This window comes from Nonomuraea turcica, from assembly GCF_030718205.1.
Classification (GTDB): domain Bacteria; phylum Actinomycetota; class Actinomycetes; order Streptosporangiales; family Streptosporangiaceae; genus Nonomuraea.
Genome location: NZ_JAUZQF010000029.1, coordinates 94376 through 119135 on the forward strand (window position 1 = coordinate 94376; position 24760 = coordinate 119135).

Sequence of the window (24760 nt, forward strand, 5' to 3'; positions counted from 1 at the left end):
AGAGTACCTGGGCGGCGAGTGGCCTGGGGGCGGTTGCCGCTGATGGCTGGAGCGGCGGTCGCGTTGGTCGCCGGGGTCGTCGGCGGACTTACGCTCCTGGTTGAGGAGATTCCGGCACCCGGGTCGTTCATCGAGCAGCACGGGCCGCTCATGGCTCTGGGTTTCCTCGGCACATTGATCGCGCTCGAGCGCGCGGTGGCGCTGCGCCGCCCCTGGGGTTACCTGGCGCCGGCGTTCGCTGCGGCGGGTGCGGTGGCTCTTGCCGTCGGTGCCGAGCAGATAGGCCGCGTGGCACTGACCGCCGGTGGCGGCTGGCTGCTGGCCATCTACCTGGCGCTGCTCGGCCGCCGTCGGTCCCGTGAGACGTTCCTCCAGCTCGGCGGGGCGGTGGCGTGGCCAGTGGCTGGCGGATTGTGGCTCACTGGGCGGCCGGTGCCGGAGCTGGTGGTCTGGTTCGCCGTCTTCTTGGTGCTGACGATCGCTGCCGAACGGCTGGAGTTGGCGCACGTCGTGTTCCTGCGCCCTCGCGCCTGGGCCGGCCTGCTGGCCGCCGCCGCCCTGGTGGGCGCAGGGGCCGTGGCGTCGCTCCTCGCCCCGATTGCGGGCGCGCGCACCGCCGGGGCCGGGATGGTCGTGGTCGCCGCATGGCTCGGCTTTTACGACGTGGCGCGGCGGACCGCGCGCGGTGCTGGGCTCTCCCGGTACGCGGCCGTCTGCCTGCTTGCCGGCTACGGCTGGCTGGCGGTGGCCGGGGCGCTGTGGGCGGCCTCCGGCCTGGCGTCGGGCCGATATCTGTACGACGCCGCGCTCCATGCCCTTTTCCTCGGTTTCGTCATGTCCATGGTGTTCGGGCACGCCCCGGTGATCCTTCCCGCGCTGCTGCGGGTGCGGCTGCTGTACCGGCCCGTTCTCTATCTACCGCTGGTGACGCTGCACGCCGCGGTGGCGCTGCGAGTGGCCGGGGACCTGGCAGCTGCCGAAGCCGTGCGCACGTCGGGCGGGGTGCTCGCGGCGCCGGCTCTGCTGATGTTCGCCGGATGCGCGATCGCGTTGACGCGCTCCGGTCACGATAGGGAGGTGTCCGGGGTGGGTCCGGTCAATATCCGCATAGAAAAGGGCAGGCCGCCGCTTGAAGCACCGCCGCCGCAGCGACCGCGTGCCTCGTGGCATCTGCGGGCGAACGCGATCGTCGTCGGCTGGCTCGCCCTGACCGTCGTGGCGGCGCTGGCGGGTGACGTGCTGCCGGCGCCGCGCTGGCTGCTGATCCACGTGTTCCTGCTGGGCACGGTCAGCACCGCGATCCTCATCTGGAGCGAGCACTTCACCGTGGCGCTGCTACGCGTCCGCACACCGCCGCAGCGCGGCAGCCTGACCCGGCTGGGTCTGCTGAACGTGGCGACGGTGGCGGTACTGGCCGGGGTGTCGTGGGGACCGTGGCAGCTGGCCGCCGCCGGAGCGGCGCTGGTCGTCGGGGTGGTGCTGTGGCACGCCGCCGTGCTCGTCCGGCTGGTGCGGCAGGCCCTGCCCGGCCGGTTCGGCCACATCATCGGCTGGTACGTGTCCGCCGCCGGAGCGCTCGCCGTCGGCGGCACCCTGGGCGGGCTGCTGGCCGCGCACGCCGGACACGGGGCGGTGCACGAGCGGCTGCATGCCGCGCACGCCGAGGTGAACCTGTTCGGCTGGGTCGGCCTCACCGTGCTCGGCACGCTGTTCACCCTCTGGCCCACGGTCCTGTGCACGCGCATGTCGGACGCGACTCGACGGGCGTCACGCGTGGGACTCTGGCTGGCAGCGCCCGGGCTGACGGTGGCCGTCGCCGGGCTGCTGACGGGCTGGAGGTGGGTGGCCCTGGCAGGGCTGGTGGCGTACGCCGCAGGAGGGCTGGCAGTGCTCGCCCCGCTGGTCGACGCGCTGCGGCGCAGACGCCCGCACACCGGAGCCTCGTGGATGCTGGCTGCGGCGATCGTCTGGTTCGAGCTGACGCTGGCCGCGAACCTGGTGATCATCGCCACCCGCCCGGCAGCCGAGGTCGCCGCGGCGCTGGAGCCGCTGCTGCCGCTGCTGCCGCTGCTGCCGCTGGTGCTCGTCGGCTTCGTCGCCCAAGTGCTGCTCGGCTCGCTGCTGCACCTGCTGCCCGCGGTGCTGGGCGGCGGCCCGGCCCGGTTCAAGGAGAACGTGGCGCTGCTGGAACGCGGCTGGCCGGTGCGGCTGGCGGCCCTCAACCTGGGCGTGCCGCTGCTGGTCCTGCCGGTGCCGCCACCGGTGACGTTGCTCGGCTGGGCGCTGGTGCTGGGCTCGGCCGCGGCCTTCGTCGCCTTGGCCATGACCGCCCTGGCCCGAGCCCGCACGATCCGTGCCCAGCCGGCGGCTGACGTCGCACAGTCCCCAGGGGCAGAGGGCTCGGTGAACGGCGGCAGAGCCTGGCGGCAATCGCTGCCGGCCATCGCCGGGGTCGCCGTCGGCTGCCTGCTGACCGCCGCGGCAGTCGTCGTCGCCACGACCGGCGTCTCCGGTCCGTCGACTGTGGCGGCGACCGGGTCCAAGACGGTCGAGGTGACGCTGTCCGGGATGAGCATCCGGCCTGCCGTGATCGAGGCGCCCGCGGGCACCGTGCTGACTCTGCGGGTCACCAACGCCGACGCCCAGCGCCATGACCTGCGCCTGGCGACCGGCGAACGTACCCCGATGCTGTCCTCCGGCCAGAGCGCCACGCTGAAGCTCCAGCCGCTGGGGGAGGCCGTGGACGGCTGGTGCACGGTCGCCGGGCACCGCGCGGCCGGCATGACGATGCGCATCGTCGCGACCGGCACAGCCGCGGCCTCCCGGCTCGGGGCGAGCACCGGCCACAACGGTCACGCAACCGCAGCGGCGCAACCAGGCGAACCCACGCGCCTGGACCTGAGTGCACCCATGTCTCCAGGCTGGAAGCCGCACGACGCAACCCTGAAGCCCGCGCCCGGCGGCACCGAACATCACATCGAGATCCGCGCCGACGACACCGCCATCCAAGAGGTCGCCCCCGGGGTGCGGCAACGTGTGTGGACGTTCAACGGCACCATGCCCGGGCCTGTGCTGCGTGGCAAGGTCGGCGACGTGTTCGTCGTCACGTTCGTCAACGCAGGCACGATGGGCCACGGCATCGACTTCCACGCCGGGGCGACCGCACCGGACGGCCCCATGCGCACGATCCAGCCAGGGGAGCGGTTGACCTACCGCTTCCGTACCGACCACGCCGGATCCTGGCTGTACCACTGCTCGACCATGCCGATGACCCAGCACATCGCCAACGGCATGTACGGCGCGGTCATCATCGACCCGCCTGGCCTGCCGAAGGTGGACCGCGAGTACCTCCTGGTGCAGGGGGAGCTGTACCTGGGCGAGCCCGGCACGGACGCCCAAGTCGCCAAGATCCGGCAGGGCGAGCCGGACGGCTGGATGTTCAACGGCACCGCCGCCGGCTACGACCACGCCCCGCTCCAGGCCAAGGCCGGAGAGCGGGTGCGTATCTGGGCCGTGGCCGCGGGCCCTAGCTCGGGCACGGCGCTGCACGTGGTGGGGGCTCCGTTCGACACGGTCTACAAGGAAGGCACGTACCTGCTTCGGGCCGACGATCCAGGCGGGGCGCAGGTGCTCGACCTGGCTCCGGCGCAGGGCGGGTTCGCCGAGATGGTCTTCCCAGAGGCGGGCACGTATCCCGTGGTGGACCACACGATGAGCCAGGCCGAGGCAGGCGCGCACGGCCTGTTCAAGGTGAGCGCGCCATGACGTGGTGGTCGGTGGTGCGGTTCCTGCACGTGCTGGGGGCGGCGTTGTGGGTCGGCGGTCAGCTCACCGTGTCGCTGGTGGTGCTGCCCCTGGCCCGGCGCCTGCTGGACGAGCAGCGGCGCGGCCAGGTGCTGACCGCCGTCGGCCGCCGCTTCGGCCTGCTCACCGTCGCGGCGTTCCTGCCCGTTCAGCTGGCCACTGGTGTGGCCATCGCCTGGCACAAGGGGGTCACGTGGGCCTCGCTTGCCGAGCCCGGCTACGGCCGGATCTTGGCCGCCAAGCTGCTGCTGTTCTGCGCGGTCATGGCCGCCGCCGGAGGGCACGGCTGGGCCACAGGCGCGGGCCGCCCCACACTGGCACGGGCCATGGCGGTGACCTCGCTTGTGGGTTCTCTCGGCGTCGTGTTGCTCGCCACCGCGCTGCCCCCCTCGTAGCCCTCTTGTGGGAGGTGACGTCTCATTTCCGCGCAGCCGCGTCCCTCCTTGGGGGAATACCGCGGTGCGCAGGGCGGCACTGCCCGAGATGGCCGATGGTCGGGTCAGGTTTCCTGGAGGAGTCTCAGGGTCGGCAGGGGGCCGCCCGGGAACTGCTGAAGGCGGCCGCCGATGGCCAGCGGGCCGAGGTCGATGGCGGCCCATCCGGCGTGCTGGATCAGGTGGGCGATGCGGTCGTTGGCACCGGCGTCGTCGCCGGAGAGGAAGATGACGCGGCGTCCGGCGGGTGTGCGCGGGTCGGCGCCGAGGACGGCGGGGGTGAGGGTGTTGAAGGCTTTGACCACGCGGGCGCCGGGTACGAGGTCGGCGACGACCTCGCTGGAGGTGCGCCCGCCGAGGTCGGCGACCTTGAAGTCGGGCGGCCCCAGTGGATTGGTGGTGTCGATGACGATGCGGCCGCCCCAGTGCGCCACGTCCGCCGCCTTGACCGCCATGGGCAGCTGCCTCCAGGGCACGGCGATGATGACGATGTCTTCGGCGGCTGCCTCGCGTACCGACGCCGGCTTCAGATGCGAGCCGAACGCGTGGACCAGGTCGTGCAGCGAGTCCGGGCCGCGGCTGCTGCTGATGAGGACCTGCTGGCCGGCGGCGACCAGGCGGCCGGCGAGGGCCTGCCCGATCGCTCCGGCCCCGATGATGCCGATGGTCATGACTTTTTGTTCCTTCGGTCGGGTGGTGGGTGTGGATGTGTGACCCCCGCCGCCTGCTCCCGTCAGACGGCGAAGCCACCGTCGACGTCCCAGCTGGCGCCGGTGACGAAGCGGGCCTCCGGGCCGGCGAGGTAGGCGACGGCGCTGGCGATGTCGGCGGGCTGGGCGTAGTGGCCCACCGGGAGCATCGCTTTCATCGACTCGGCGAACGGGCCGGAGTCAGGGTTCATGTCGGTCTCGGTGGGTCCGGGCTGGATGGTGTTGACGGTGATGCCGCGCGGCCCGAGTTCGCGGGCCAGCCCTCGGCTCAGTCCGGCGACCGCCGCCTTGGTGAGGGAGTAGACGCCAGTGCCGGGCACGGGCACGCGGTCGGCGTTGATGCTGCCGATGGTGATGATCCGCCCGCCTCGGCCCAAGTGGGGGGCGGCTGCTTGAATGGCGGTGAAGACGCCCCGGACGTTGACCGCGATCATCCGGTCGAACTCCTTGAGCGGAAATTCCTCCAGTGGCGCCACATGCGCTACGCCCGCGTTGTTGACCAGGATGTCCAGGGCTCCGAGCTCCTCGACGGTACGGTCCACCGCATCCTGCACCGCCTGTGGGTCGGCGCTGTCGGCCTGTACGGCCAGTGCCCGGCCGCCTGCTGCGGTGACCTCCGCGACGAGCGCGTCGGCCTGGTCCTTGGCGCTGGTGTAGGTGAAGGCGACCCGTGCCCCCTCCCGCGCCAACCGGCGCACGATCGCCGCCCCGATGCCGCGTGATCCTCCGGTCACCAGTGCCGACTTACCGGCGAGCTGCTGCGTCATGGCTGTTTCCCTATCTTTGGAACGGAATACCAAACCGTTCGGTTACTATTTCCGGTGGCTGCAACAGGGCGCCACCGGGCGGTATTCCGCTCACCCGAGATCGCAGGAGAAGGAGACGACTCATGGAGCGAGGACGGCCCCGTTCCTTCGAGGCCGATCGGGCTCTGGAGGTGGCCATGCGGCTGTTTTGGCGTGACGGCTATGAAGGGACGTCGCTCAGTGACCTCACCGAGGCCATGGGCATCAACCGGCGTAGCCTGTATGCCGCTTTCGGCAACAAGGAGAGCCTGTTCCTCAAGGCGGTCGACCGCTACCTGCAGGGCCCCGGCGCGTTCGTCGCCGCAGCCCTCGCCGAGCCGACCGCCCGGAGCGTCGCGGAGCGCATGCTGTACGGCGCCGCCGACGCCTACACCATGCCCGGCCATCCGCGCGGCTGCCTGCTCGTCCAGGGCGCCCTGGCCTGCGGCGCCGGCGCCGAGCCGCTGCGCCGCGACTTGGCCGCCCGCCGGGCGAGCGGCGTGGCGGCACTGCGCGTCAGGTTCGAGCGCGCGCTCATGGAAGGCGACCTGCCCGCGGGTATCGATCCCGGCACCCTCGCTCATTACCTCACCGCCGTCGGGCAGGGCATCTCGGTGCAGGCCGCCGGCGGTGTCAGCCGCGTGGACCTGCACCGCCTCGCCGATCAGGCTCTCGCCGTCTGGCCAGAAGGCGCGGTTGACGAACGATGACCCTGCGGCCCTGGACGCACCCTCAGCTCGTACGGGCGTGGGCGAGGGCCCAGGCGAGCGCCCGGTCGGCGACCTCCTCCCAGCCGTCCTGGCCGAGGGTGTAGTGGGTGCGGTCGGGGTAGATCTCGTGCTCGGTGATCGCGCCGGACTTCTGGTAACGGCGGACGTTCTCGGTGTTGATCGAGGCCGGGATCACGTGGTCCTGCCCGCCGGAGATGAACAGCAGCGGGGCTCGGTCCGGGTTGTCGAAGTGGACCTTGGTCGCGGCGTGCGGGTTGAAGTTGGCCAGCGCGCCCTCGAAGAGGATGTGCCCGGCGGCCGGGACGTGGTAGCGCTGGTAGACCCTCAGCGACTCCTCCGCGGTGAGGGTGTTGGTGAAGGCGTAATGGAACTGGTCGGGCGTGAGAGGGACGGCCCGGTTGCGGTTGGCCGGGTTGCCCAGGACGGGGAAGGTCGAGCGCAGGGTGGCGAGCGGGAGCTTCATGACGCCCTTGACCTGGGCGGAGTCGATGGCCACCCCGGCTGAGCCGAGGCCGCGGTCCAGCAGCACCTGGGTGAAGGTGCCGCCGAAGGAGTGGCCCATGATGATCGCCGGCTCGTCCAGGCCTTTGATGATCTTCTCGTGGTGGTCCAGGACCTTGTCGATGGTGAGCCCGGCGATGGGTGAAGGGTCGGCGTTGAGCTGCTCGACCTCGCCCTCCATGCCGGGCCAGGCGGGGGCCAGGACGCGGTGCCCGGCCGCGGTGTAGCGCTGGACCCATCCCTCCCAGCCGCGCGGTGTCATCCATAGCCCGTGGATCAGGACGATCGTGCTCATGGTTGTCTCCTCTGTTCTGATCTGCGAGGAGAGCGTGCACCTCCGTCGCCGTCGCCGGCATCGGTCACGTGACTGTCGTTTGAACGTGCGCGGTGAGGCCGTTGGCAACCGTGCCGGGCTCAGCGCCGACGGCCCTCGCCGCATGGCCGGGACCGGCCCGTGTGCCTGGCCGCCCGTCTCGATGACAGTCGCGTGACCGATGTGCGGACGCCCGCTCGGGGCGAAGGCTGCGGGGAGATCCGAACGAGCAAAGGAGCAACCCATGCGGACCCCCTTGACAGCCGTTCTCGCCATCGGCCTGGCGTTAACCCTGACCGGCGCGGCCGTGCCGCAGGCCGAGGCAGGCACAAGCAAACCCACCGTCGTCCTCGTGCACGGCGCCTTCGCCGATGCCTCCGGCTGGAATGCGACGATCAAGGGCCTGCAGCAGGCCGGCTATCCGGTCATCGCCCCGGCCAACCCGCTGCGCGACCTGCCCGGCGACGCGGCGTACGTGAGCAGCGTCCTGGACACCATCGAGGGCCCGGTCGTCCTGGTCGGTCACTCCTACGGCGGAGCGGTCATCTCCACCGCCGCCGTCGGCCACGCCAATGTCAAGGCCCTGGTCTACGTGGCGGCGTTCGCCCCGGACAAGGGGGAGAGCGCGCTGACCCTGACCGGCAAGTATGAGGGTAGCGAACTGCCCCAGGCGCTCCTGCAGCGCCCCTACCCCGGCGGGGTCGACCTCTACATCGTCCCAGGGGACTTCCGCCGGGTGTTCGCCGCCGACGTGCCCGCATCGGTCACCTCGGTCATGGCCGCGGCCCAGCGCCCGGCGTCCTACGCCGCCCTGAGCATCCCGAGCACCGAGGCGGCCTGGACTTCCATCCCGTCGTGGTTCCTGGTCGCCGGCAAGGACCGGGCGATCCCGGCCGCCGCCCAGCGGTTCATGGCCAAGCGCGCGGGCGCCCGTACCGTCTTCGTCCCGGAGGCGTCCCACGCGGTCATGGTCTCCAGCCCGTCCCAGACGATCTCGATCATCAAGGCGGCGGCGCACAGCACGACCTGACGGCACCGCGCCCACGGGCGTACCCGCACCCGGTCCGGCTGCAGTTGTGTGATCGAGATCGCGCGACTGCGGCCGACAGGCGCCCTATCACCCCTGGACACATCCACCCCACCGATGCCGTACGGAGACTCTCAGTGTCGGCTCCCATCCCCGGCGAGCACTACCTGGTCAACCTCGGCGACGTCGCCGCGGCGCTGCGATACGAGCCGGACGCCCGGCTGACGATCACCGTGCTGGAGGGCGGCGACCTGGCCGAGACGGGACACACCGAGACGGTTTCCTTGACGACCGTGGAGGCCAGGCCAGGCCTGTTCCTGATGACCTGGTACCACGCATCGGGCCTCGTAGTGACGCAGCTGGCCGACTTCCCCAACGGGATGGTCCGCTGGGTGGCCGTCGCGCCAGGCCAGCCGCCGGTGCTCCGCGCCGGAACCCTGCGCCGGGTGGCTGGCCCATCCACAAGATGACCACGCCGTGGAACACTGTCTCCTAGCCAGCATGTGTACGGGAGGGCCGGTTGATCCTTGTCGGCAGGGACCGCGAGCTCGCCCAGATCGCGGACGCCCTCTCCCCTGAGATATCCGAGTCCCTGCTGTGCGCCGTGCTCGGCGATCCCGGCATCGGCAAGAGCAGTGTGCTGACGGCCGTCACGAAACGGGCGGCAGAGCAGGGCGTCCGGGTGCTGCGGGCGCGGGGCAGCACCGCCGAGACCGACCTGCCGTTCGCCGGACTGCACCAGTTGCTGTTCCCCGTGCTCGATCGGGCGGAGTCGCTGCCGAACCGGCGCCGCTCGGCGCTGCTCGGCGCGCTCGGCCTGGGAGAGGAAGACGTGCCGCCGGATGGGCTGGTCCTCGGCATGGCCGTGCTCACCCTGCTGTCCCGGCTGGCCGACGACGGCCCTGTCCTGCTGGCGGTCGACGATCTGCAGTGGATTGATCTGGCCAGCCGCTCGCTGCTCGCTTTCCTCGCCCGGCGGCTGGAAGGCGAGCCGATCGGGCTGATCGTCACGGCCCGCGGCGACCGGCTTCCTGCGGAGCTCGACGGCGTCCTGCCTGTCATCCGGTTGGAACCCCTGCCCGAGCAGGGGGCGCGGCTGCTGCTCGACAGCGGGCCGAACCCGCCGACCGGGGCCGTACGCGAGCTGATCCTCGCCGAGGCCGAAGGCAATCCGCTGGCGCTGGTCGAGCTGGCCAAGGCGATGCAGGGCAGGGAACTGGCGCAGTACGCCGCCGTCCCGGTTACCGAGCTGCTGGAGCGCACGTTCGCCGCCCAGGTACCGCAATTGCCCGCATCAGCCCAGGCCGCACTGCTGGTGGCGGCCGCCGCCGACACCACGGATCTGGCGACGGTACAGTCCGCGCTCCCCGACGACAGCGACCATGAGGTGTGGCTGCCTGCGGAGCAAGCGGGACTGATCCGGATCGGCCCCGGCCTGATCGAGTTCCGGCATCCGCTGGTCCGATCGGCGATCTACGGTCGGGCCTCGTTCAGCGAGCGCCGCCGGGCGCACCTTGCGCTCGCGGCCGGGCTCGACTGGGATCCGGACCGGCGGGCCTGGCATCTGTCGACCGCTACCGCGGCACCTGATGAGACCATCGCGGCCACCGTGGAAGCCGCGGCGGACCGGGCAGTGCGACGCGGCGCGACCGCCGAGGCACTGGCGGGATTCGTCCGGGCGGGACAGCTCAGCCCCGGCCCGCGCGAGCACGGCCGGCGGCTGGGCACCGCCGCGGTTCTCGCTTTCGTGGCGGGCGCCATCAGCCGCGCGGAAGAACTCGCCCAGCGGGCATCGGAGCTTACCGACGATCCCGCCACCCGAGTCTGGACGGGAACGCTCGCCGGCATCGCCGGCTCCTTCACGTTGCGACTGGACAGCGCGTTCCGGCGGGTCATGGCCAACACGCCGGATCCTTCGGAGGATGGCGGGATGCGCCTGTTCACGGTGGCGGCTCACATCGCGTTCACGTCGGGCAAGGCCGAGTACCGTGAGCAGGTCATCCGCGCCGCCCGCGTGGACCGCACCGGACCGCTGACCGGCTTCCACCTATCGGTGCTGGCGATGACCGACCCCTTCGGCAGCGGGTCAGTCGTCCGGGAGGCGTTGCCGGGGATCGTCGCGGCCCTCGATGACGATCTTGCAGTGCAACATATGGTGGGAACTCTCGCGGCCCGTGTCGACGAGCCCACCACGGCCATCGACCTGCTGGAGCCCATCGGCGGGCCGGAACGGCCGGACGCCGCGCTCGTCCAAGGCGGCCTGGTCACAGCCGATCTGGGCTGGGCCTACCTGGACGCCGGGCGCTGGACCCACGCACTGGCCTGCGTCGACCGGCTCGCCTCTGGGGAGCACACGACCCTGAGCTCTCTAGGCGCACTCGTCCTGGACGCCACCCTGGCGGCACTGCGCGGCGACATCCATCGGGCCTGGCTGCGGGCCGACCTGGCCCTGTCGATCGCCGGCCCCGCCCAGATCACCGCGCTGCTCGTCCGAACCCACTGGGTGACCGGAATGGTCGCCGTCGCCGACGGCGACCCCGAGACCGCCTACCGCCACTTCCGCCGCTGCTTCGACGCCCACGGCGAGCCGCTGCACTACGTGACGTCCTGCTACCAGATCGGCGACCTCGCCGCCGCGGCGGCGCGCACTGGACGCGCCTCGCAGACTCGCGACCTGCTGTCCCGCGTGCGCGAACTGGCCGGGACGGAAGCTTCCGCCCGGCTGCAGCAGATCATGAACCGAGCCGAGGCACTCCTCGCACCGCCCGGCGAGACCGAGGAACGATTCATCGCCGCGCTCGCCGACCCGGCAGGCGAAAGGTGGCCGTTCGAACGTGCCCAGATCCAGCTCGACCACGGCGAATGGCTGCGACGGGCACGCCGGGCCAGCGAGGCCCGCGCACCGCTGAGCCGCGCGCTGAAGGTGTTCGAGGAACTCGGCGCCGTTCCCTGGGCCGAGCGCACCCGCGCGGAACTGCGCGCCACCGGCATCGCACCCAAGGCCGCCAGCCCCGACCGGCTCGCCGGTCTCCCGCCACGCACCCAGCAGATCGTCCAACTCGCCGCCCAAGGCCTGACCAACAAGGAGATCGGCGACCGGCTCTTCCTGTCCCATCGCACCGTCGGCAGCCACCTCTACCAGGCGTTCCCCAAACTCGGCATCAGCACGCGAGCGCAGCTACGCGACCTGCTGACCAAGCCTCAAGACGGCGCCACCAACCAACCACACTGATTGGCGCGCTGCTTCAACAACCCCGTTACCGCGAAGGCCCAGAGCTCATGCGAACTGAAGGGTCTCCAGGACCTCTGAACGGATTCGACCCTTGGACTCGGTGGTGCTGTGGAGATCGAGCCCCGCCGATCTCGCACTCTCCGGGAGCAGGCACTTCGGTGCAACAGCGGGTCAGGCACGGCCAATGCGGACCTTCCAGACCGCCGGGCCCCACTCGAGGTACTCCCAGGTGAACTCGCCGGGGTGATCGGCCGCGAACTGGTAGTAGAGCGGCTTGGGATCATGGTCATTGACCAGCACGAACGCCGTTCCCGTCGCCAGCTCCGCGTACGCGGCGAAGATCTGCTTGTGGCGCTGGGCCGGGATCAGCCGGCGGACGTCGAGCTCCGCCACAACCTCCTCCACGCCCTCTGGGGCCCCCGTGCCGCCGCATCCGCAGCAGGAGTCCGCGGTCGCCTCGCCGAGGATCTCATGCGCGTCGCCGAGCAGGGCCGCCAGGTCGATGCCGTGGTCGGCGAGGGCGGGCAGCAGGACGTCGTTCTCCTTCTTCAGGTGTGACTGGAACAGGGTGTTCAGCGCCGACGACGCACTCACGATCTCGCCCGGGGTGGTCGCCGAGACCAGTTCGGCGGCCAGCGCCTGCAGGGTGGCGTGCTCGTCCCGCATCGCCTGGACCAGGAGTCTGGTGGCGGGCAGGTCGTCGGCGGCGGCGTACAGCGTCGCCTCCTCCGCCGCGGCGTGTGGCAGCACCTCCTCGGCGCAGAACGCCGCCAGCACCGTCTGCCGGGCCGCCGGGGACATCAGCCGGTCGATCGAGCGGGCAATGGTCACGGCGTGATCGGACATCGTGCGGCCGAGCTGGTCGTGGTGGGCGCGGATTCTCGACAGCACGGCGTCCTGGGCGCCGGTCTGCGTCTGAGCGGACATGGAAGGGATCTCCTCCTGTGGTTCCTACGGGGTGAAGAGGGGGTGCGGAGGTAGCGTTCGCCGGTGTCGGGCAGGACGACCACGATGAGCCGGCCCGCGTTCTCTGGGCGGATGGCGACGGCGCAGGCGGCGTGCAGGGCCGCGCCTGCGGAGACGCCCGCGAGAATGCCCTCCGTGCGGGCCAACCGCCGCGCCGCGTCCCGGGCCTGGTCCACGTCGACCCGCATCACCTCGTCGTAGATCCCGGTGTCCAGGACCTCTGGGACGAAGCCGGCGCCGATGCCCTGGATCCCGTGCGGCCCCGGGGCCTCGCCGGACAGCACCGCGGACTCAGCGGGTTCGACGGCGATCACGTGTACGTGCGGCTTCTTGTCCCGCAGGAAGCGGCCCACGCCGGTGATGGTGCCGCCGGTGCCGACGCCGCAGACGAGCAGGTCGAGCTCGCCGGCGGTGTCGTCCCAGATCTCTTGGGCGGTGGTGCGCAGGTGGATGTCGGGGTTGGCTGGGTTGGCGAACTGCTGGGGCATGAACCAGCCGTGCTCTGCGGCCAGACGCGCGGCCTCGGCGATCGCACCGTTCATGCCGAGCGGGGCGGGGGTGAGGACCAGCTCGGCGCCATAGGCGGCCAGCAGCGCCCGCCGCTCCACGCTCATGCTCTCCGGCATGGTCAGCGTCAGCCGGTATCCCTTCGCTGCGGCCACCATGGCCAGTCCGATGCCATTGTTGCCGCTGGTGGGCTCGATGATGTGGGCGCCGGGGGACAGGAGGCCCGTGTCCTCGGCGGCCTCGATCATGGCGTGGGCGATGCGGTCTTTGACGCTGCCGCCCGGGTTGGCGGACTCCAGCTTGGCGGTCAGCCGGGCGGGCAGGTCCGCGCCGAAGCGTGACAGGCCCACGAGCGGGGTCGAGCCTATGAGGGAGAGGACGTTGGGGTGGATGGAAGGCACCGGTTCGCTCCTGATGGTGCTTGGGGTGACGGGTACGCGGGCGCCCGCGGGCACGTCGGCCAGCACGAGGGCGTGGGCACCGATCGAGGCGTCGTCGCCGACGTGGACGCGGCCGAGGATGGAGGCGCCGACGCCGACGGTGACGCGGTCGCCGAGCACCGGGTGGCGAGGCATTCCCTTGGCGTCGGAGTGGAAGCCGCGGCCGCCGAGCGTGACGCGGTGGTAGAGCGTGACGTCGTCGCCGATGACTGCGCTCTCGCCGATGACGACGCCCGCTCCGTGGTCGATGAACAGCCGCCGCCCGATGCGGGCGCCCGGGTGGATCTCGATCCCGGTGAGGGTGCGGGCGAGCTGTGAGATAAGGCGGGGGAGGAAGGGCACGCGGCGGCGGTGCAGCCGGTGGGCCAGGCGGTGGATCCATACCGCCCAGACGCCGGCGTAGAGGATGGCCTCCAGCTTGCGGTGGCCGTATAGGGCGGGGTCGCGGTGCACGGCCGCGCGAAGGTCGTCGAGCATGAGGGTGATGTCCGTCCGTGTCGTCGGTGACGAGTGCTACCTGGCCGGTGGTCAGGCCGCGGGACAGTGCTCGTCGAAGACGCGTCGGACGTGGAACCCGGTCATGGGGGTCGCGAAGCCGGCGACCTGTGCCTGCGGGGTGGACGGGCGGCGGGTCTGGGGATGGGCTTTCACAAGTGCGACTCGCCGCCCGTCAGGGTGCAGGCCCGTCATGGACGCCACCGACCACCTGCCAGGCAGGCGGCGGATCAGGTGGCGTTCATCGGACATATCGAAACCGTAGATCCGGAGCCGGGCCCGCCGTCACGGCCACAGGTCACCTCTCCGGAGGGACTTTGGACCCGACCTTCCGGGCCGTTCGGCCCTCAAGGAAGCCCGGCTGAGGACTGCTCGGGCGTGATGCGGTCCCAGGCGGCGAGCGGCAGCATGATGACGGCGGCCGGGAACAGCCCGTGTTCTTCGTGGTCGATGTGCTGGTGCAGCCGGTCCAGAGCCTTGAGCACGGCGGGCCAGTCGGGTGAGGTCCGGTCGATGGTCCCGAGCACGCCGTGGATGTCGGTGTGCTCGGCGCAGAGCCGCTCCACCTCATCCGCGAGCGCTCCCTCGGCGCGCAGTTCGGCGAACAGTCCGATCTCCTCGGTGGCGGTGTGCGGGACGAGGCGGGCGAGCAGCTCATCCAGCAGGGTTCCGGCCTCGCCGTGCCCGCCGTCCCGGATAGCCCGGCGTAGCACTCCCGCGCACTCCTCGATGTCCCAGTGCTCCTGGGACAGGCGACCGATTAGCGGAAACTCCCGGCATCCGCAGTAGTTGCACATGGTCACATCTCGAAGACGAGACGCGCGGGCACCGTGCCGGCGAGGACGTCGTCGAACGACTGGTTGATGTCCTCGAGCTTGCGCGTCTCGTAGATGACCTTGGTGCGTCCTTCGGCATGCAGCTGGAACACCTCGGCCAGGTCGGCGCGGGTGCCGACGATGGAGCCGATGACGGTGATGCCGCCGAGCACGGTCTGGAAGATGGGCAGGCTCATCGCGTTGTCCTTGGGCAGGGAGACCAGCACCAGGCGGCCGCCGCGGCGCAGCGAGGCGTGGGCCTGCTCCAGCACGCGGGGGCTGGCGGCCAGCACGATGGCCACGTCCACCCCGCCCAGCGCCTTGATCTCCTCGACCGGGTCGCCGGTGGCGGCGTTGATCGTGTGCGTGGCACCCAGCTCCCGGGCCAGCCGCAGCTTCTCCTCGGTGACGTCGACCGCGACGGTCTGGGCGCCGAAGATCTGCGCATACTGCTGCGCCAGGTGGCCCAGCCCGCCGATGCCGAAGATCGCGGCCCGCTCGGACGGGCGTAGGCCGGAGACCTTGACGGCCTTGTACGTGGTCACGCCCGCGCAGGTCAGCGGCGCGGCCTCGACGGGGGAGACGCCGTCAGGGACCGGGACCACGTAGCCGGCGTGGGCCACGGCGTACTCGGCGTGGCCGCCGTCGAGGGCGTAGCCGGTGTTCTGCTGGGACTCGCACAGGGTCTCCCGGCCGCTGACGCAGTACTCGCAGGTGCCGCAGGCAGAACCGAGCCACGGGATGGCCACCCGCTCACCCACCTTGCGACCGGTCACCGCAGAGCCGATCTTCTCGATGATCCCCACGCCCTCATGCCCCGGCGTGAAGGGCAGGGACGGCTTGACCGGCCAGTCCCCGTGAGCGGCGTGGATGTCGGTGTGGCACAGACCGCTCGCCTCGATACTCACGAGCACCTGGTACGGCTCTGTCACAGGGACGGGCAGCTCCTGGATCTCGAGGGGCTTGTCGAATCCGGTCACGACGGCAGCGCGCATGCTCTCCACTCTCCTTTGGTCCTGTGCCCACCTTCGCCGACGGGTGGCCAGGGAATCAGGGCCGAAAGTCCCGCTCTGGATGGCCGTCCGTCCCCCATAACGGGGGCCCTATCGCGAAGAAGCACCCTGACCAAAGCGCCGGCACAAGGGACTTCCGTCCCTAGGAGCGTGCTTCGGCGCGATGGTGCGATGTGCTGTGCAGAGGAAGGGAGGATCCGATGGTGCGGATCAGTGTGAGAGACGTGATGACCACGCACGTGGCCTCGGTGACAGCGGACACGCCGTTCAAGGAGGTTGCCGAGTTGCTGGTGCGGCGCGGCGTCAGCGCCGTGCCCGTGCTGGACGAGGACGGGCGGGTTGTCGGCGTGGTGTCCGAGGCGGATCTGCTCCGTAAGGAGGAGTTCCGGGAGCAGTACTACGGGGAGGACTACCGGCCCCGGCTGCGTGCCCGGTTGCGCCGCAGGCTGGCCGGGCGCGGTGAGGACGGCCAGGAGAAGGCCGACGCCGCCACGGCGGCAGAGCTGATGTCGGCGCCGGCGGTGACGGTCGCGCCGGACGTGTCCACCGTGACGGCCGCCCAGCTCATGGACACCCACGGCGTCAAGCGCCTGGTCGTAGTGGACGGGGAGGGGCGACTGATCGGCATCGTGAGCAGGCGCGACCTGCTCAAGGCGTACGTCCGCGACGACGCGGAGCTCAAGCGCTGGGTCGAGGAGGCCATACCCGAGCAGTCCCGGTGGAACGACCGGAGCGGGATCGTCGTGCAGGTTCAGAACGGCATCGTGACGCTGTCCGGTTCTACCTCGACCCGCACCGAGGCGGAGGCTGCCGTGCACATGACGAAGGGACTCGGCGGCGTTGTTGACGTCCGTGAGAGCCTCGTCTGGGAGCGGGACGACCGGCTCGAGCTGCCGTTGATCTGGGACCGATCTTGAGCGGGATGCGTGGGTCCAAAGACCCTGTTGTTGGTGACTTTCGCTTCAAGCGCCCCAAGAGTCTGGGTGCCCACACTGGTCCCGCAGCCGGGAACCCCTGATCGGCTGTGATGGGAGAATCATCATGCTACGGCCTCAGCCGAAGAACCCCTCGAGTCCGGTATCGGCCGAACGAGGCGGATGGTGGTGGACGGTGCTGCGCTGGGCCGTACCCGTCGCCGCCGGACTGATCATCTACCTGCTGCCGCAGCCTGAACCCGTCAAACCGGGCGGCTGGGCCGTGCTGGCCATCTTCGTCGCCACCGTGCTCGGACTGATAGCGCAGCCGATGCCGCTGGCCGCTGTCGCGCTGACCGGGCTCGCCTTCACGATGGTCGCCGGTGTCCTGGAGCCGGCGGTCGCGTTGAGCGGGTTCGCCGAGCCGACCATCTGGCTGATCGTGGCGGCCTTCTTCATCTCCATCGCCGTCACCAAGACCGGACTCGGACGGCGGGTGGCGCTGTGGTTCGTGGCCATGCTGGGCAAGCGCAGCCTCGGCCTCGGCTACGGCCTCGCGCTGACGGACCTGATCCTGGCGCCCGCCACGCCCAGCAACACCGCCCGCTCCGGCGGCGTGCTGTACCCGATCATCACCTCGCTGAGCGAACAGGCCGGCTCACGGCCGGACGGTGAGACCCGCCGCAGGCTCGGCGCCTACCTGACGGCGACCGCGATGGGCGTAAACGTCATCACCAGCGCCATGTTCGCCACCGCGATGGCCGCCAACCCCCTGGTGCAGAAGTTCGCCGGTGAGCAGGGCGTCGAGATCAGCTGGCTGACGTGGACGGTCGCCGCACTCGTACCTGGTCTCATCGCGCTCGCCGTGATCCCGGCGGTGCTGTACAAGGTGTTTCCCCCAAGGCCAGGTAGTTAAGGCTTTCGCAGTGCCGTCAAGACGTGGTTCTCAGGACATGAGGACGGAGATCCAGTAGAACGGTGATCTTCCACAACCAGCCGTGTCCACATCCAAGGGGGAACGCCCAAGGCCAGGTAGTTAAGGGGATTTGATTCTTGTCAATCGGCTGAGACGGGCAACGGGACTCCTGTAGATCAGATGTTCGGCGAAGATCATCTGAAGAGTGGAGTCCCGTTGCGGGATCAGTCTGTCATTTCCCGGGTGGTGCGGGTGGCCGCGGGGGTGTTCGCACCGGGGCATCTGGGAGAGCTCACGCAGGTCGTGCCGTTCGAGTTGGTGGATGCGGTGCTGGCAGAGACGGGCCGGGTGCAGCGCCGGATCCGGGAGCTTCCCTCGCGGGTCGGGGTGTATTTCCTGCTGGCGATGTGCCTGTTTCCGGAGGTCGGCTACCTGCTTGTCTGGGACAAGATGACCGGCGCTCTGGCCGGGCTGCCCGCTGTTGTCTCACCGACCGCAAAAGCGTTACGCGACCTGCGCCGCCGGGTGGGCAGTGCGCCGATGCAGGCGCTGTTCGAGGTGCTGTGCGGCCCGCTGGCGCGGCCGACGACGCCCGGGGTGCGGTTCGGCCGCTACCGGACGGTCTCCTTCGACGGCTGCAGCTCGCTCAAGGTCCCCGATACCAGCCGCAACCGGGCCTGGCTCGATCGGCTGGCCCATGGCGGTTATCCCCAGCTGGAGCTGATGACCCTGGTGGAGACCGGCACCCGGGCGATGATCGGCGCGGTCTTCGGGCCCACTGCCACGGGCGAGACCGCATACGCCAAGCGGCTGCTGCATCTGCTGAGGTCGGACATGCTCGTGCTGTGGGATAAGGGATTCGATGGCAACGACTTCCTCGCCGCGGTGACGGGCACCGGAGCTCAGGTTGTAGGCCGCCTGCGCAGCAACCGCCGCGTGCCGGTCCTGTCCCGCCTGGCCGACGGCTCCTACCTGTCGGTGATCGGCTCGGTCCCGGTGCGGATCGTCGACGCCCAGATCACCGTGACCTGCGCTGACGGCACCGTCTTCGACGCCTCCTACCGGCTGGTCACCACGCTGACCAACGCCCGCCGCCACCCCGCCGGCGCCCTGGTCTCCTTGTATCACCAGCGCTGGGAGCACGAATCGGCTTACTACGCGCTCCGGCACACGATCCTGCGCGGCCGCGTGCTGAGGTCGGGCGACCCGGTCGGCGTCGAGCAGGAGATGTGGGCGCTGCTCACGCTCTACCAACTGCTGCGCACCGTCATGGTCGACGCAGCACAGTCCCGCCCCGGAACCGATCCCGATCGATGCGGGTTCACCATCGCCTTCCACGCTGCCCGTGACCTGGTGATCCAAGCCGAAGGCGTCGTGCCCGAAGCGCCCGACCTCATCGGAACGATCGGACGCCGGGTGCTGGCCAGGTTGCTCCCACCACGACGCCCGCGGGTCAGCACCCGCAAGGTCAAGTCACCGATCTCCCGCTACGGCGAACGGCTGGACGACGGCCGCCCCGACATCAGCCGCGCCATCACCCGCCTCAACATCACCCTCCTGCCACCCCCGCCCGCACTGCCTGCCGCATCTCGAGACGAGCGACCCATCGCCCCGGCCGACCGCCGCAGACAACAACGGGTCCTGGCCCTCCTCCACCAAGACCCCGACCGCCCCTGGCCAGCCCGCGACATCGCTCGCCACCTCGGCGACATCACCCTGAACACCATGTATCGGCAACTGTCCCGATGGTCCGCAACCGGACTCATCCGCAAGATCAGCCCGGGCCTCTACACCGCCGTGCCCACCCTGCCACCTCCTTGACAGGCACCCGAAAACGCTAACTACCTGGCCTTGGTGTTTCCCCCCGAGCTGCGCGACACCCCTGAGGCGCCCCGGCGGGCCCGTGCCCAACTGGCCGAACTCGGCCCGATGTCCCGCCCAGAGTGGATCATGGCGGGCGTGTTCGTGATGCTGCTGATGCTGTGGTCGCTCGGCAGCCAGCTCTGGGCCCTGTCGGCCACCGCCAGTGCGTTCGCCGGCGTTGCGGTGCTGCTCATCACCAGGGTGCTGACCTGGAACGATCTCGCCGGCGACAAATCCGCGTGGACCACCCTGACCTGGTTCGCGGTCTTGGTGATGATGGCCGGGCAGCTGCAGAAACTCGGCGTCGTCGGCTGGGTCAGCACCTCCATCACCGGGGCCGCGGGAGGCCTGTCGTGGCAGGTCGCGTTCGTCCTGCTCACGCTGGTGTACTTCGCCTCCCACTACGCCTTCGCCAGCAACACCGCGCACGTGGCCGCGATGTACGGCGCGTTCCTGGCCGCCGCCCTGGCCACAGGTGCCCCACCGATGATGGCCGCGCTGGTGCTGGGCTTCATCAGCTCCCTGTACGGCGGACTGACCCACTACGCCTCCGGACCCGCACCGGTCCTGTTCGGCGGCGGCTACGTGACGCTGACCGAGTGGTGGCGCAACGGCCTGATCGTCGCCGCGGTCAACATCGCCGTCTGGATGGGCGCCGGCGCTGTCTGGTTCAAGATCCTCGGCTACTGGTAGGGATGGCGCCCTCCGGGCGCCGTCCCCAAGCCCGATGCCACGAACCAGGTGCCTCCTGCGGCCTGACCTGGTGGAGCCCGACTAGTGCGCCGTTGGGCCGCTGGCTCGAAGTGCGGGCGCTGGCACTGCTGCGGCAGTGCGACACTGACGGGCATGGTCGCGTTCCTTCCGTACCGGCGCGAATGGCTGCGTGGCGACGTGCTGGCCGGGCTCACCGTGGCGGCCTACCTGGTGCCGCAGGTCATGGCCTACGCCACCGTGGCGGGGCTGCCGCCCGTGGCAGGGATCTGGGCCATCTTGGCACCACTCGCGCTGTACGCGTTGCTCGGCTCCTCGCGCCAGCTGTCCGTAGGGCCCGAGTCCACGACCGCACTCATGACCGCTGTCGCGATCGGACCGCTGGCGGCGGGTGATCCGGACCGGTACGCGACCCTCGCGGCCGGGCTCGCCGTCGCTGTCGGTCTGCTCTGCCTGGTCTGCCGGTTGCTCCGGCTCGGCTTCGTCGCCGACCTGCTGTCGCGGCCGATTCTGGTCGGCTATCTCGCGGGCGTGGCAGTGATCATGATTGTCGGCCAGCTCGGGAAGATCACCGGGGTGCCGGTGTCGGGTGACGACGCCATTGCCGAGCTGCTGTCGTTCGCAGGGGGTCTGCCGGAGATCCATCCGGGGACCCTGCTGCTCGCGGCCGGAGTGCTGGCCTTGCTGTTCCTCACCCAATGGCGCCTGCCGTGGATTCCAGCTCCGCTGCTCGCCGTCCTCCTGGCCACCGCCTGCGTCACGCTGTTCGGGCTGGAGCGGTACGGGATCAAGGTGGTGGGGGAGATCCCCGCGGGCCTGCCCGCGCCCGCCCTTCCAACGCTCGCCGACCTGCAGCACCTGCTGCTGCCCGCGCTCGGCGTGCTGTTGGTCGGCTACAGCGACAACGTGCTCACCGCACGGTCCTTCGCCGCCAAGCACAATCAGCAGATCGACGCCAACCAGGAGCTGCTCGCCCTTGGCGTGGCCAATCTTGGCGCAGGCGTTCTGCACGGGTTTCCGGTGAGCAGCAGCGGCAGTCGTACCGCCCTGGCCGACGCGGCCGGTGGCCGTACTCAGATGTACTCGCTTGTCGCCCTGGCAGCCGTGGTTGCGGTCGTCCTGTTCACTGGGCCGCTGCTGTCCGATTTTCCCACCGCGGCGCTTGGCGCGATCGTCATCTATGCCGCGATACGGCTGATCGATGTGGCCGCCTTCCGCCGGCTGGCGGCCTTTCGCCGCAGTGAGCTGCTGCTGGCTCTGGCCGCGTTCGCGGGGGTGCTGGTCTTCGACATCCTGTACGGCGTGCTGCTGGCGGTGGCTCTGTCGGTCGCGGAGATGCTGGCCAGGGTGGCTCGCCCGCACGACGCGATCCTGGGCATCGTCCCGGGACTGGCGGGGATGCACGACGTCGATGACTATCCGGACGCCCGGACCATTCCCGGGCTGGTCGTCTACCGCTACGACTCCCCGTTGTTCTTCGCCAATGCCCAGGACTTCCGGCGCCGTGCGCTGGCCGCGGCCGATGAGCACGAAGGCCCTGTGTTGTGGTTCGTGCTCAACGCCGAAGCCAATGTGGAGGTGGACGCCACCGCGCTGGATGCCGTCGAGTCGCTGCGCGCCGAACTGGCCCGCCGGGGCGTCGTGTTCGCCATGGCCAGGGTCAAGCAGGACCTGCGTGCCTCGCTCGACGCGTTCGGCCTGGCCGCGGCCATCGGCGAGGACTTCCTCTTCCCGACCCTGCCGACCGCCGTGGCGGCCTACGAGCAATGGCGGTCCTCATCCAAGGGCACGTGACGACTCAGCTCCGGGGAGTGCGGAACGAGCAGGTGTCGGATGAGGACCTCCATGGCGTTTTGAGCTCCCGCCTTGAACGAACGCAATTCGCAGCTACCTCGCTGGGCTCCGCCTGCGTGGTTCCCTCATCTGGATCCGTAGCCTCCGGCCCGCCGGGTGATCTCTAGCTGGCTCGAGATCGGGCCCAACTCCGGTCCACAGGCTCTCGGTTGCACCCGCCAAGGTGACGTTGCTCGATCAGCGAGGACGGTGTTACGGTCTTACCGAGCCCCGTATGGGCCTACGCATGGAGGTAGCGGCTACTCAGCCATTGCAGAGATCGGCACGTTCCGTCTCTCGCAGCTTGTCAATCCCTGTCCTGGGATTGCTGCGCCCATCTTCACTGCGTAGGCATGCGGGGTATTTCTGTGTCGATTTCCGGTGGCGTGGCCCTCCTTCGCGAGCAATCGACACGGAAAGGCAGTGCATGAGCACGGAACAGGCCGAGACCTGGGAAGCACGGGCCGAGACCTGGGCGGGCTTCGACGTCAATGAGTTCCAGCGTCAGGTCATCGCCGAGTTTCGGGCGAACAACGGGAAGATGAGCGGCATGTTCGAGGGCTGGACATTGGCCGTGCTGACGACCGTCGGAGCCAAGAGCGGCCTGCGACGGGAGAGCATCCTGGGGTATCTCGAATTCGACGGAAAAGGGATCGTCGTCGCGTCCTCGAATGGCGCCGACAAGCACCCCGCGTGGTACCACAACATCCGCAAGAACCCGATCGTGACGGTTGAGACAGGTAGCGACACCTATCAGGCGATCGCCGTCATCCCACCGGCCCAGGAGCGTGACAAGCTCTTCGACCGCGTGATCGCCGAGGCGCCGGGCTACGCCGACCACCAGGCCAAGACGACCCGCGAGATCCCGGTCGTCGTACTACACCGGATCGGCCCCAAGCCCGGCGAGGAGCGGGTCAAGGGCATGGGCGACTGGATCGTCGAGGTGCACGACTGGCTTCGCAAGGAGCTCGAGACGCTCCGCGCCCAGGCGGACCAGGCGACCGAGGGCGGCGTGGACACGATCGAGCGGACGCCGCCGGACCTCGCCCAGCAGATGCGCACCCACTGCCTGAACTTCTGCGGGGCGCTGAAGAAGCATCACGGCGGCGAGGACATGGCCATGTTCCCGATGCTGGCCAAGCAGTTCCCCGCACTCGCTCCGGCGCTGGCGCAGCTCGGCGAGGAGCACAAGGTGGTGGCGCGGCTGCAGGACGACATCCAGCAGCTCGTCGACAGCTTCGTACCCGGTGGATCCGACTCCGTGCAGCTGCGCGCCGACCTGGAGCGGCTGGCGAACCAGCTGGAATCCCACTTCCGGTACGAGGAGGAGACGATCGTGACGGCGCTCAACGCCACGGCCCCAGCTCCCAAATTCGGTTGATCATCCACCAGCACCCCCGGACCGACCCCTTCCTCGGTGCGGGGCGGGTCAGGGACAGGGTGTCATGGTGGAGCGCCCTACCGGACGAACGACCGTGACACCCTGGCCCTGACCCGCTGGGCTTGTCTGGGGGACGGGGACGGAAAGATCAGGCTTTCCAGCTCAGCCACGGATGGGGGCGCGCGTAGTTGATCATCCTTGATCCTGAGTCCCCCGCCGGAGGCATGCTCTAAGGGGTAGGCGGGCGCCTGTCAACATCCCTAGCGATCTTGACTGAGGTAGGCATTGCCGTGCCATCCTGAGGTATGGAGGCACTCATCGGCGTCGGGCTCGTGGCACTGGGCATCGTCTGGTTGTTCCGTGGACGCGGACGATGGGAGAAATGTACCCGCTGTGGAGGCGAGGGCGGATATACCGCGTTGCAAGATGACCCGAACGTACCGGAACCGTGGGTCACGTGTTCCATCTGCAAGGGGCGGGGCGGCTACCGGCTGGGCGAGCTCCGACGACGGTGATCTAGCGGGATCCCATCCATCCGGATCCCCCGCCGAAGAGGCACCGTTGACTGCACTATCTAGCTGTACTGCTGGTGATCACAAGGCGATCAGGTGTCGTAGCTGCCATTCCAAGGCCAGTGTCCGAAACGCGGAAGGACCCCGGTGGCTTCGGGGTCCTTCCAGCGGGGTTGCTCTTGGTGACGTTTATCGAGGGCAGCTACCGGTCACGGATTGTAGCTGGCAGTAGCGATGTACTTGTTCCCGGTGTGGGTTATGACGTGCGCGTAGTACGTACAGTCTTTGTTTCGCCGGGCGGCGGGGGTGTAGGTCGTGCGGTCGATGTCCCTGGATTTCGAACCATTAGACACATTGCATCCGCCGACGACGAACTCCAGGGCGTAGCCCTGGTTGTACTTCGACGTCGGAGACGAGACCCGCCCCCAGACGTACGTGTAGTTGCCGTACTTGCCCTGACGGACCTGGACGCTGCCGCCGCCCGGCAAGGAGACGGTGGCGACAGTCGTCACGCCCGAGGCTTTCGTGGGCGGGTCGGTGTACCAGGTCATCGCGGCGTTCGCGGATGGTGCTGCTACCAGGCCAATGGCTGCCGCCGCCACCGCAGTGGCACCCAGACTCGCGGCGCGGCGTGCGATCTTACGCATAGGAAAGTCGTGTCGGGCGTGCTCTCGCCCAGGACGACACGAACCGGGAGCTCCACGTCGCAGGCGGCGGTATCGTGCGGTGGCCGGGATCATCGACATGATCTCCGTCTCCAGGATCGTGCCGTTGGCCACCAGTCTGGCCGGACGGGGACGTAGCATACGCGGGGCGAGACCGGCCAGTGCGCCCGCGATCGTCTAGCCATAGAAGCG

21 protein-coding genes are annotated in these 24760 nt (G+C 69.8%); 12 read left to right on the top strand and 9 right to left on the bottom strand.

Features of this window, described 5'->3' with window-relative positions:
• The first annotated feature begins 42 nt into the window (after positions 1–42).
• Positions 43–3765 carry a multicopper oxidase domain-containing protein gene (locus Q9G87_RS49625; RefSeq protein ID WP_305923668.1) on the top strand — a complete coding sequence of 1241 codons (3723 nt, stop codon included), beginning with the start codon at positions 43–45 and terminating at the stop codon, positions 3763–3765.
• Positions 3762–4199: a hypothetical protein gene (locus Q9G87_RS49630; protein ID WP_305923669.1), complete on the top strand. Its 438-nt coding sequence runs from the start codon at positions 3762–3764 to the stop codon at positions 4197–4199. The genes Q9G87_RS49625 and Q9G87_RS49630 overlap by 4 nt, the downstream gene beginning before the upstream one ends.
• Positions 4200–4303: 104 nt before the next feature.
• Here Q9G87_RS49630 and Q9G87_RS49635 read toward each other — a convergent pair whose 3' ends face one another.
• Entirely contained in the window at positions 4304–5002 is a 699-nt protein-coding gene (locus Q9G87_RS49635) for an NADPH-dependent F420 reductase (RefSeq protein ID WP_371825950.1), read from the bottom strand.
• Positions 4972–5715 (bottom strand): 3-oxoacyl-ACP reductase family protein, encoded by a 744-nt coding sequence (locus Q9G87_RS49640; RefSeq protein WP_305923670.1) that lies wholly within the window; start codon positions 5713–5715, stop codon positions 4972–4974. Before Q9G87_RS49640 ends, Q9G87_RS49635 begins: the two co-directional genes overlap by 31 nt.
• A 122-nt stretch (positions 5716–5837) precedes the next feature.
• Between Q9G87_RS49640 and Q9G87_RS49645 the strand changes: the two genes are divergently transcribed.
• Positions 5838–6443, top strand: coding sequence for a TetR/AcrR family transcriptional regulator (locus Q9G87_RS49645; RefSeq protein ID WP_305923671.1), 606 nt, complete (start codon positions 5838–5840; stop codon positions 6441–6443).
• A gap of 22 nt (positions 6444–6465) precedes the next feature.
• Here the strand turns inward: Q9G87_RS49645 and Q9G87_RS49650 are convergent, their stop codons facing one another.
• A complete protein-coding gene (locus Q9G87_RS49650; protein WP_305923672.1) occupies positions 6466–7260 on the bottom strand; it encodes an alpha/beta hydrolase in 795 nt (264 codons plus the stop codon).
• A 262-nt stretch (positions 7261–7522) separates the two neighbouring features.
• On the opposite strand from Q9G87_RS49650, the gene Q9G87_RS49655 reads away from it, so the two are divergent.
• From Q9G87_RS49655 to Q9G87_RS49665, 3 genes are all read left to right on the top strand, one after another.
• The gene (locus Q9G87_RS49655) at positions 7523–8308 is read left to right on the top strand and encodes an alpha/beta fold hydrolase (RefSeq protein ID WP_305923673.1); all 786 of its coding nucleotides are present in this window, start codon (positions 7523–7525) and stop codon (positions 8306–8308) included.
• 134 nt (positions 8309–8442) lie between these two features.
• The gene (locus Q9G87_RS49660) at positions 8443–8775 is read left to right on the top strand and encodes a MoaF-related domain-containing protein (RefSeq protein WP_305923674.1); all 333 of its coding nucleotides are present in this window, start codon (positions 8443–8445) and stop codon (positions 8773–8775) included.
• 50 nt (positions 8776–8825) lie between these two features.
• The gene (locus Q9G87_RS49665) at positions 8826–11537 is read left to right on the top strand and encodes a helix-turn-helix transcriptional regulator (RefSeq protein ID WP_305923675.1); all 2712 of its coding nucleotides are present in this window, start codon (positions 8826–8828) and stop codon (positions 11535–11537) included.
• Between the two features lie 171 nt (positions 11538–11708).
• Here Q9G87_RS49665 and Q9G87_RS49670 read toward each other — a convergent pair whose 3' ends face one another.
• The 5 genes from Q9G87_RS49670 to adhP form a co-directional block, all read right to left on the bottom strand.
• Positions 11709–12464, bottom strand: a complete 756-nt coding sequence (locus Q9G87_RS49670) for a DUF2249 domain-containing protein (protein WP_305923676.1) — start codon at positions 12462–12464, stop codon at positions 11709–11711.
• Positions 12365–13927, bottom strand: coding sequence for a cysteine synthase A (gene cysK, locus Q9G87_RS49675; protein ID WP_305923677.1), 1563 nt, complete (start codon positions 13925–13927; stop codon positions 12365–12367). The genes Q9G87_RS49670 and cysK overlap by 100 nt, the downstream gene beginning before the upstream one ends.
• Before the next feature lie 51 nt (positions 13928–13978).
• On the bottom strand, positions 13979–14197 hold the full coding sequence (locus tag Q9G87_RS49680; protein WP_305923678.1) for a hypothetical protein: 219 nt from the start codon (positions 14195–14197) through the stop codon (positions 13979–13981).
• Between the two features lie 95 nt (positions 14198–14292).
• Entirely contained in the window at positions 14293–14742 is a 450-nt protein-coding gene (locus Q9G87_RS49685) for a hemerythrin domain-containing protein (RefSeq protein WP_305923679.1), read from the bottom strand.
• Positions 14743–14744: 2 nt separating this feature from the next.
• The gene (gene adhP, locus Q9G87_RS49690) at positions 14745–15755 is read right to left on the bottom strand and encodes an alcohol dehydrogenase AdhP (RefSeq protein WP_305923680.1); all 1011 of its coding nucleotides are present in this window, start codon (positions 15753–15755) and stop codon (positions 14745–14747) included.
• A 218-nt stretch (positions 15756–15973) separates the two neighbouring features.
• Here adhP and Q9G87_RS49695 point away from each other — a divergent pair, with 218 nt between their 5' ends.
• The 6 genes from Q9G87_RS49695 (at position 15974) to Q9G87_RS49720 (ending at position 23391) form a co-directional block, all read left to right on the top strand.
• Positions 15974–16690: a CBS domain-containing protein gene (locus Q9G87_RS49695; RefSeq protein ID WP_305923681.1), complete on the top strand. Its 717-nt coding sequence runs from the start codon at positions 15974–15976 to the stop codon at positions 16688–16690.
• Positions 16691–16814: 124 nt separating this feature from the next.
• Positions 16815–17603 carry a DASS family sodium-coupled anion symporter gene (locus tag Q9G87_RS49700; RefSeq protein ID WP_305923682.1) on the top strand — a complete coding sequence of 263 codons (789 nt, stop codon included), beginning with the start codon at positions 16815–16817 and terminating at the stop codon, positions 17601–17603.
• A 216-nt stretch (positions 17604–17819) separates the two neighbouring features.
• Positions 17820–19424 carry an IS4 family transposase gene (locus Q9G87_RS49705; RefSeq protein ID WP_305923683.1) on the top strand — a complete coding sequence of 535 codons (1605 nt, stop codon included), beginning with the start codon at positions 17820–17822 and terminating at the stop codon, positions 19422–19424.
• Between the two features lie 33 nt (positions 19425–19457).
• A complete protein-coding gene (locus Q9G87_RS49710) occupies positions 19458–20159 on the top strand; it encodes an anion permease (RefSeq protein WP_305923700.1) in 702 nt (233 codons plus the stop codon).
• 153 nt (positions 20160–20312) lie between these two features.
• A complete protein-coding gene (locus Q9G87_RS49715; protein WP_305923684.1) occupies positions 20313–21971 on the top strand; it encodes a SulP family inorganic anion transporter in 1659 nt (552 codons plus the stop codon).
• 466 nt (positions 21972–22437) lie between these two features.
• A complete protein-coding gene (locus tag Q9G87_RS49720; protein ID WP_305923685.1) occupies positions 22438–23391 on the top strand; it encodes a nitroreductase/quinone reductase family protein in 954 nt (317 codons plus the stop codon).
• A gap of 721 nt (positions 23392–24112) precedes the next feature.
• Here Q9G87_RS49720 and Q9G87_RS49725 read toward each other — a convergent pair.
• A complete protein-coding gene (locus tag Q9G87_RS49725) occupies positions 24113–24550 on the bottom strand; it encodes a hypothetical protein (RefSeq protein WP_305923686.1) in 438 nt (145 codons plus the stop codon).
• Between the last annotated feature and the right edge of the window lie 210 nt (positions 24551–24760).

Excerpts from the sequence above, each read along its gene's own strand:
- Q9G87_RS49625 (WP_305923668.1), top strand. The coding sequence starts at position 43 with ATGGCTGGAGCGGCGGTCGCGTTGGTCGCCGGGGTCGTCGGCGGACTT.
- Q9G87_RS49630 (WP_305923669.1), top strand. The coding sequence starts at position 3,762 with ATGACGTGGTGGTCGGTGGTGCGGTTCCTGCACGTGCTGGGGGCGGCG.
- Q9G87_RS49640 (WP_305923670.1), bottom strand. The coding sequence starts at position 5,715 with ATGACGCAGCAGCTCGCCGGTAAGTCGGCACTGGTGACCGGAGGATCA.
- Q9G87_RS49645 (WP_305923671.1), top strand. The coding sequence starts at position 5,838 with ATGGAGCGAGGACGGCCCCGTTCCTTCGAGGCCGATCGGGCTCTGGAG.
- Q9G87_RS49650 (WP_305923672.1), bottom strand. The coding sequence starts at position 7,260 with ATGAGCACGATCGTCCTGATCCACGGGCTATGGATGACACCGCGCGGC.
- Q9G87_RS49655 (WP_305923673.1), top strand. The coding sequence starts at position 7,523 with ATGCGGACCCCCTTGACAGCCGTTCTCGCCATCGGCCTGGCGTTAACC.
- Q9G87_RS49670 (WP_305923676.1), bottom strand. The coding sequence starts at position 12,464 with ATGTCCGCTCAGACGCAGACCGGCGCCCAGGACGCCGTGCTGTCGAGA.
- cysK (WP_305923677.1), bottom strand. The coding sequence starts at position 13,927 with ATGCTCGACGACCTTCGCGCGGCCGTGCACCGCGACCCCGCCCTATAC.
- Q9G87_RS49680 (WP_305923678.1), bottom strand. The coding sequence starts at position 14,197 with ATGTCCGATGAACGCCACCTGATCCGCCGCCTGCCTGGCAGGTGGTCG.
- Q9G87_RS49685 (WP_305923679.1), bottom strand. The coding sequence starts at position 14,742 with ATGTGCAACTACTGCGGATGCCGGGAGTTTCCGCTAATCGGTCGCCTG.
- adhP (WP_305923680.1), bottom strand. The coding sequence starts at position 15,755 with ATGCGCGCTGCCGTCGTGACCGGATTCGACAAGCCCCTCGAGATCCAG.
- Q9G87_RS49695 (WP_305923681.1), top strand. The coding sequence starts at position 15,974 with ATGGTGCGGATCAGTGTGAGAGACGTGATGACCACGCACGTGGCCTCG.
- Q9G87_RS49700 (WP_305923682.1), top strand. The coding sequence starts at position 16,815 with ATGCTACGGCCTCAGCCGAAGAACCCCTCGAGTCCGGTATCGGCCGAA.
- Q9G87_RS49715 (WP_305923684.1), top strand. The coding sequence starts at position 20,313 with ATGGTCGCGTTCCTTCCGTACCGGCGCGAATGGCTGCGTGGCGACGTG.
- Q9G87_RS49720 (WP_305923685.1), top strand. The coding sequence starts at position 22,438 with ATGAGCACGGAACAGGCCGAGACCTGGGAAGCACGGGCCGAGACCTGG.
- Q9G87_RS49725 (WP_305923686.1), bottom strand. The coding sequence starts at position 24,550 with ATGCGTAAGATCGCACGCCGCGCCGCGAGTCTGGGTGCCACTGCGGTG.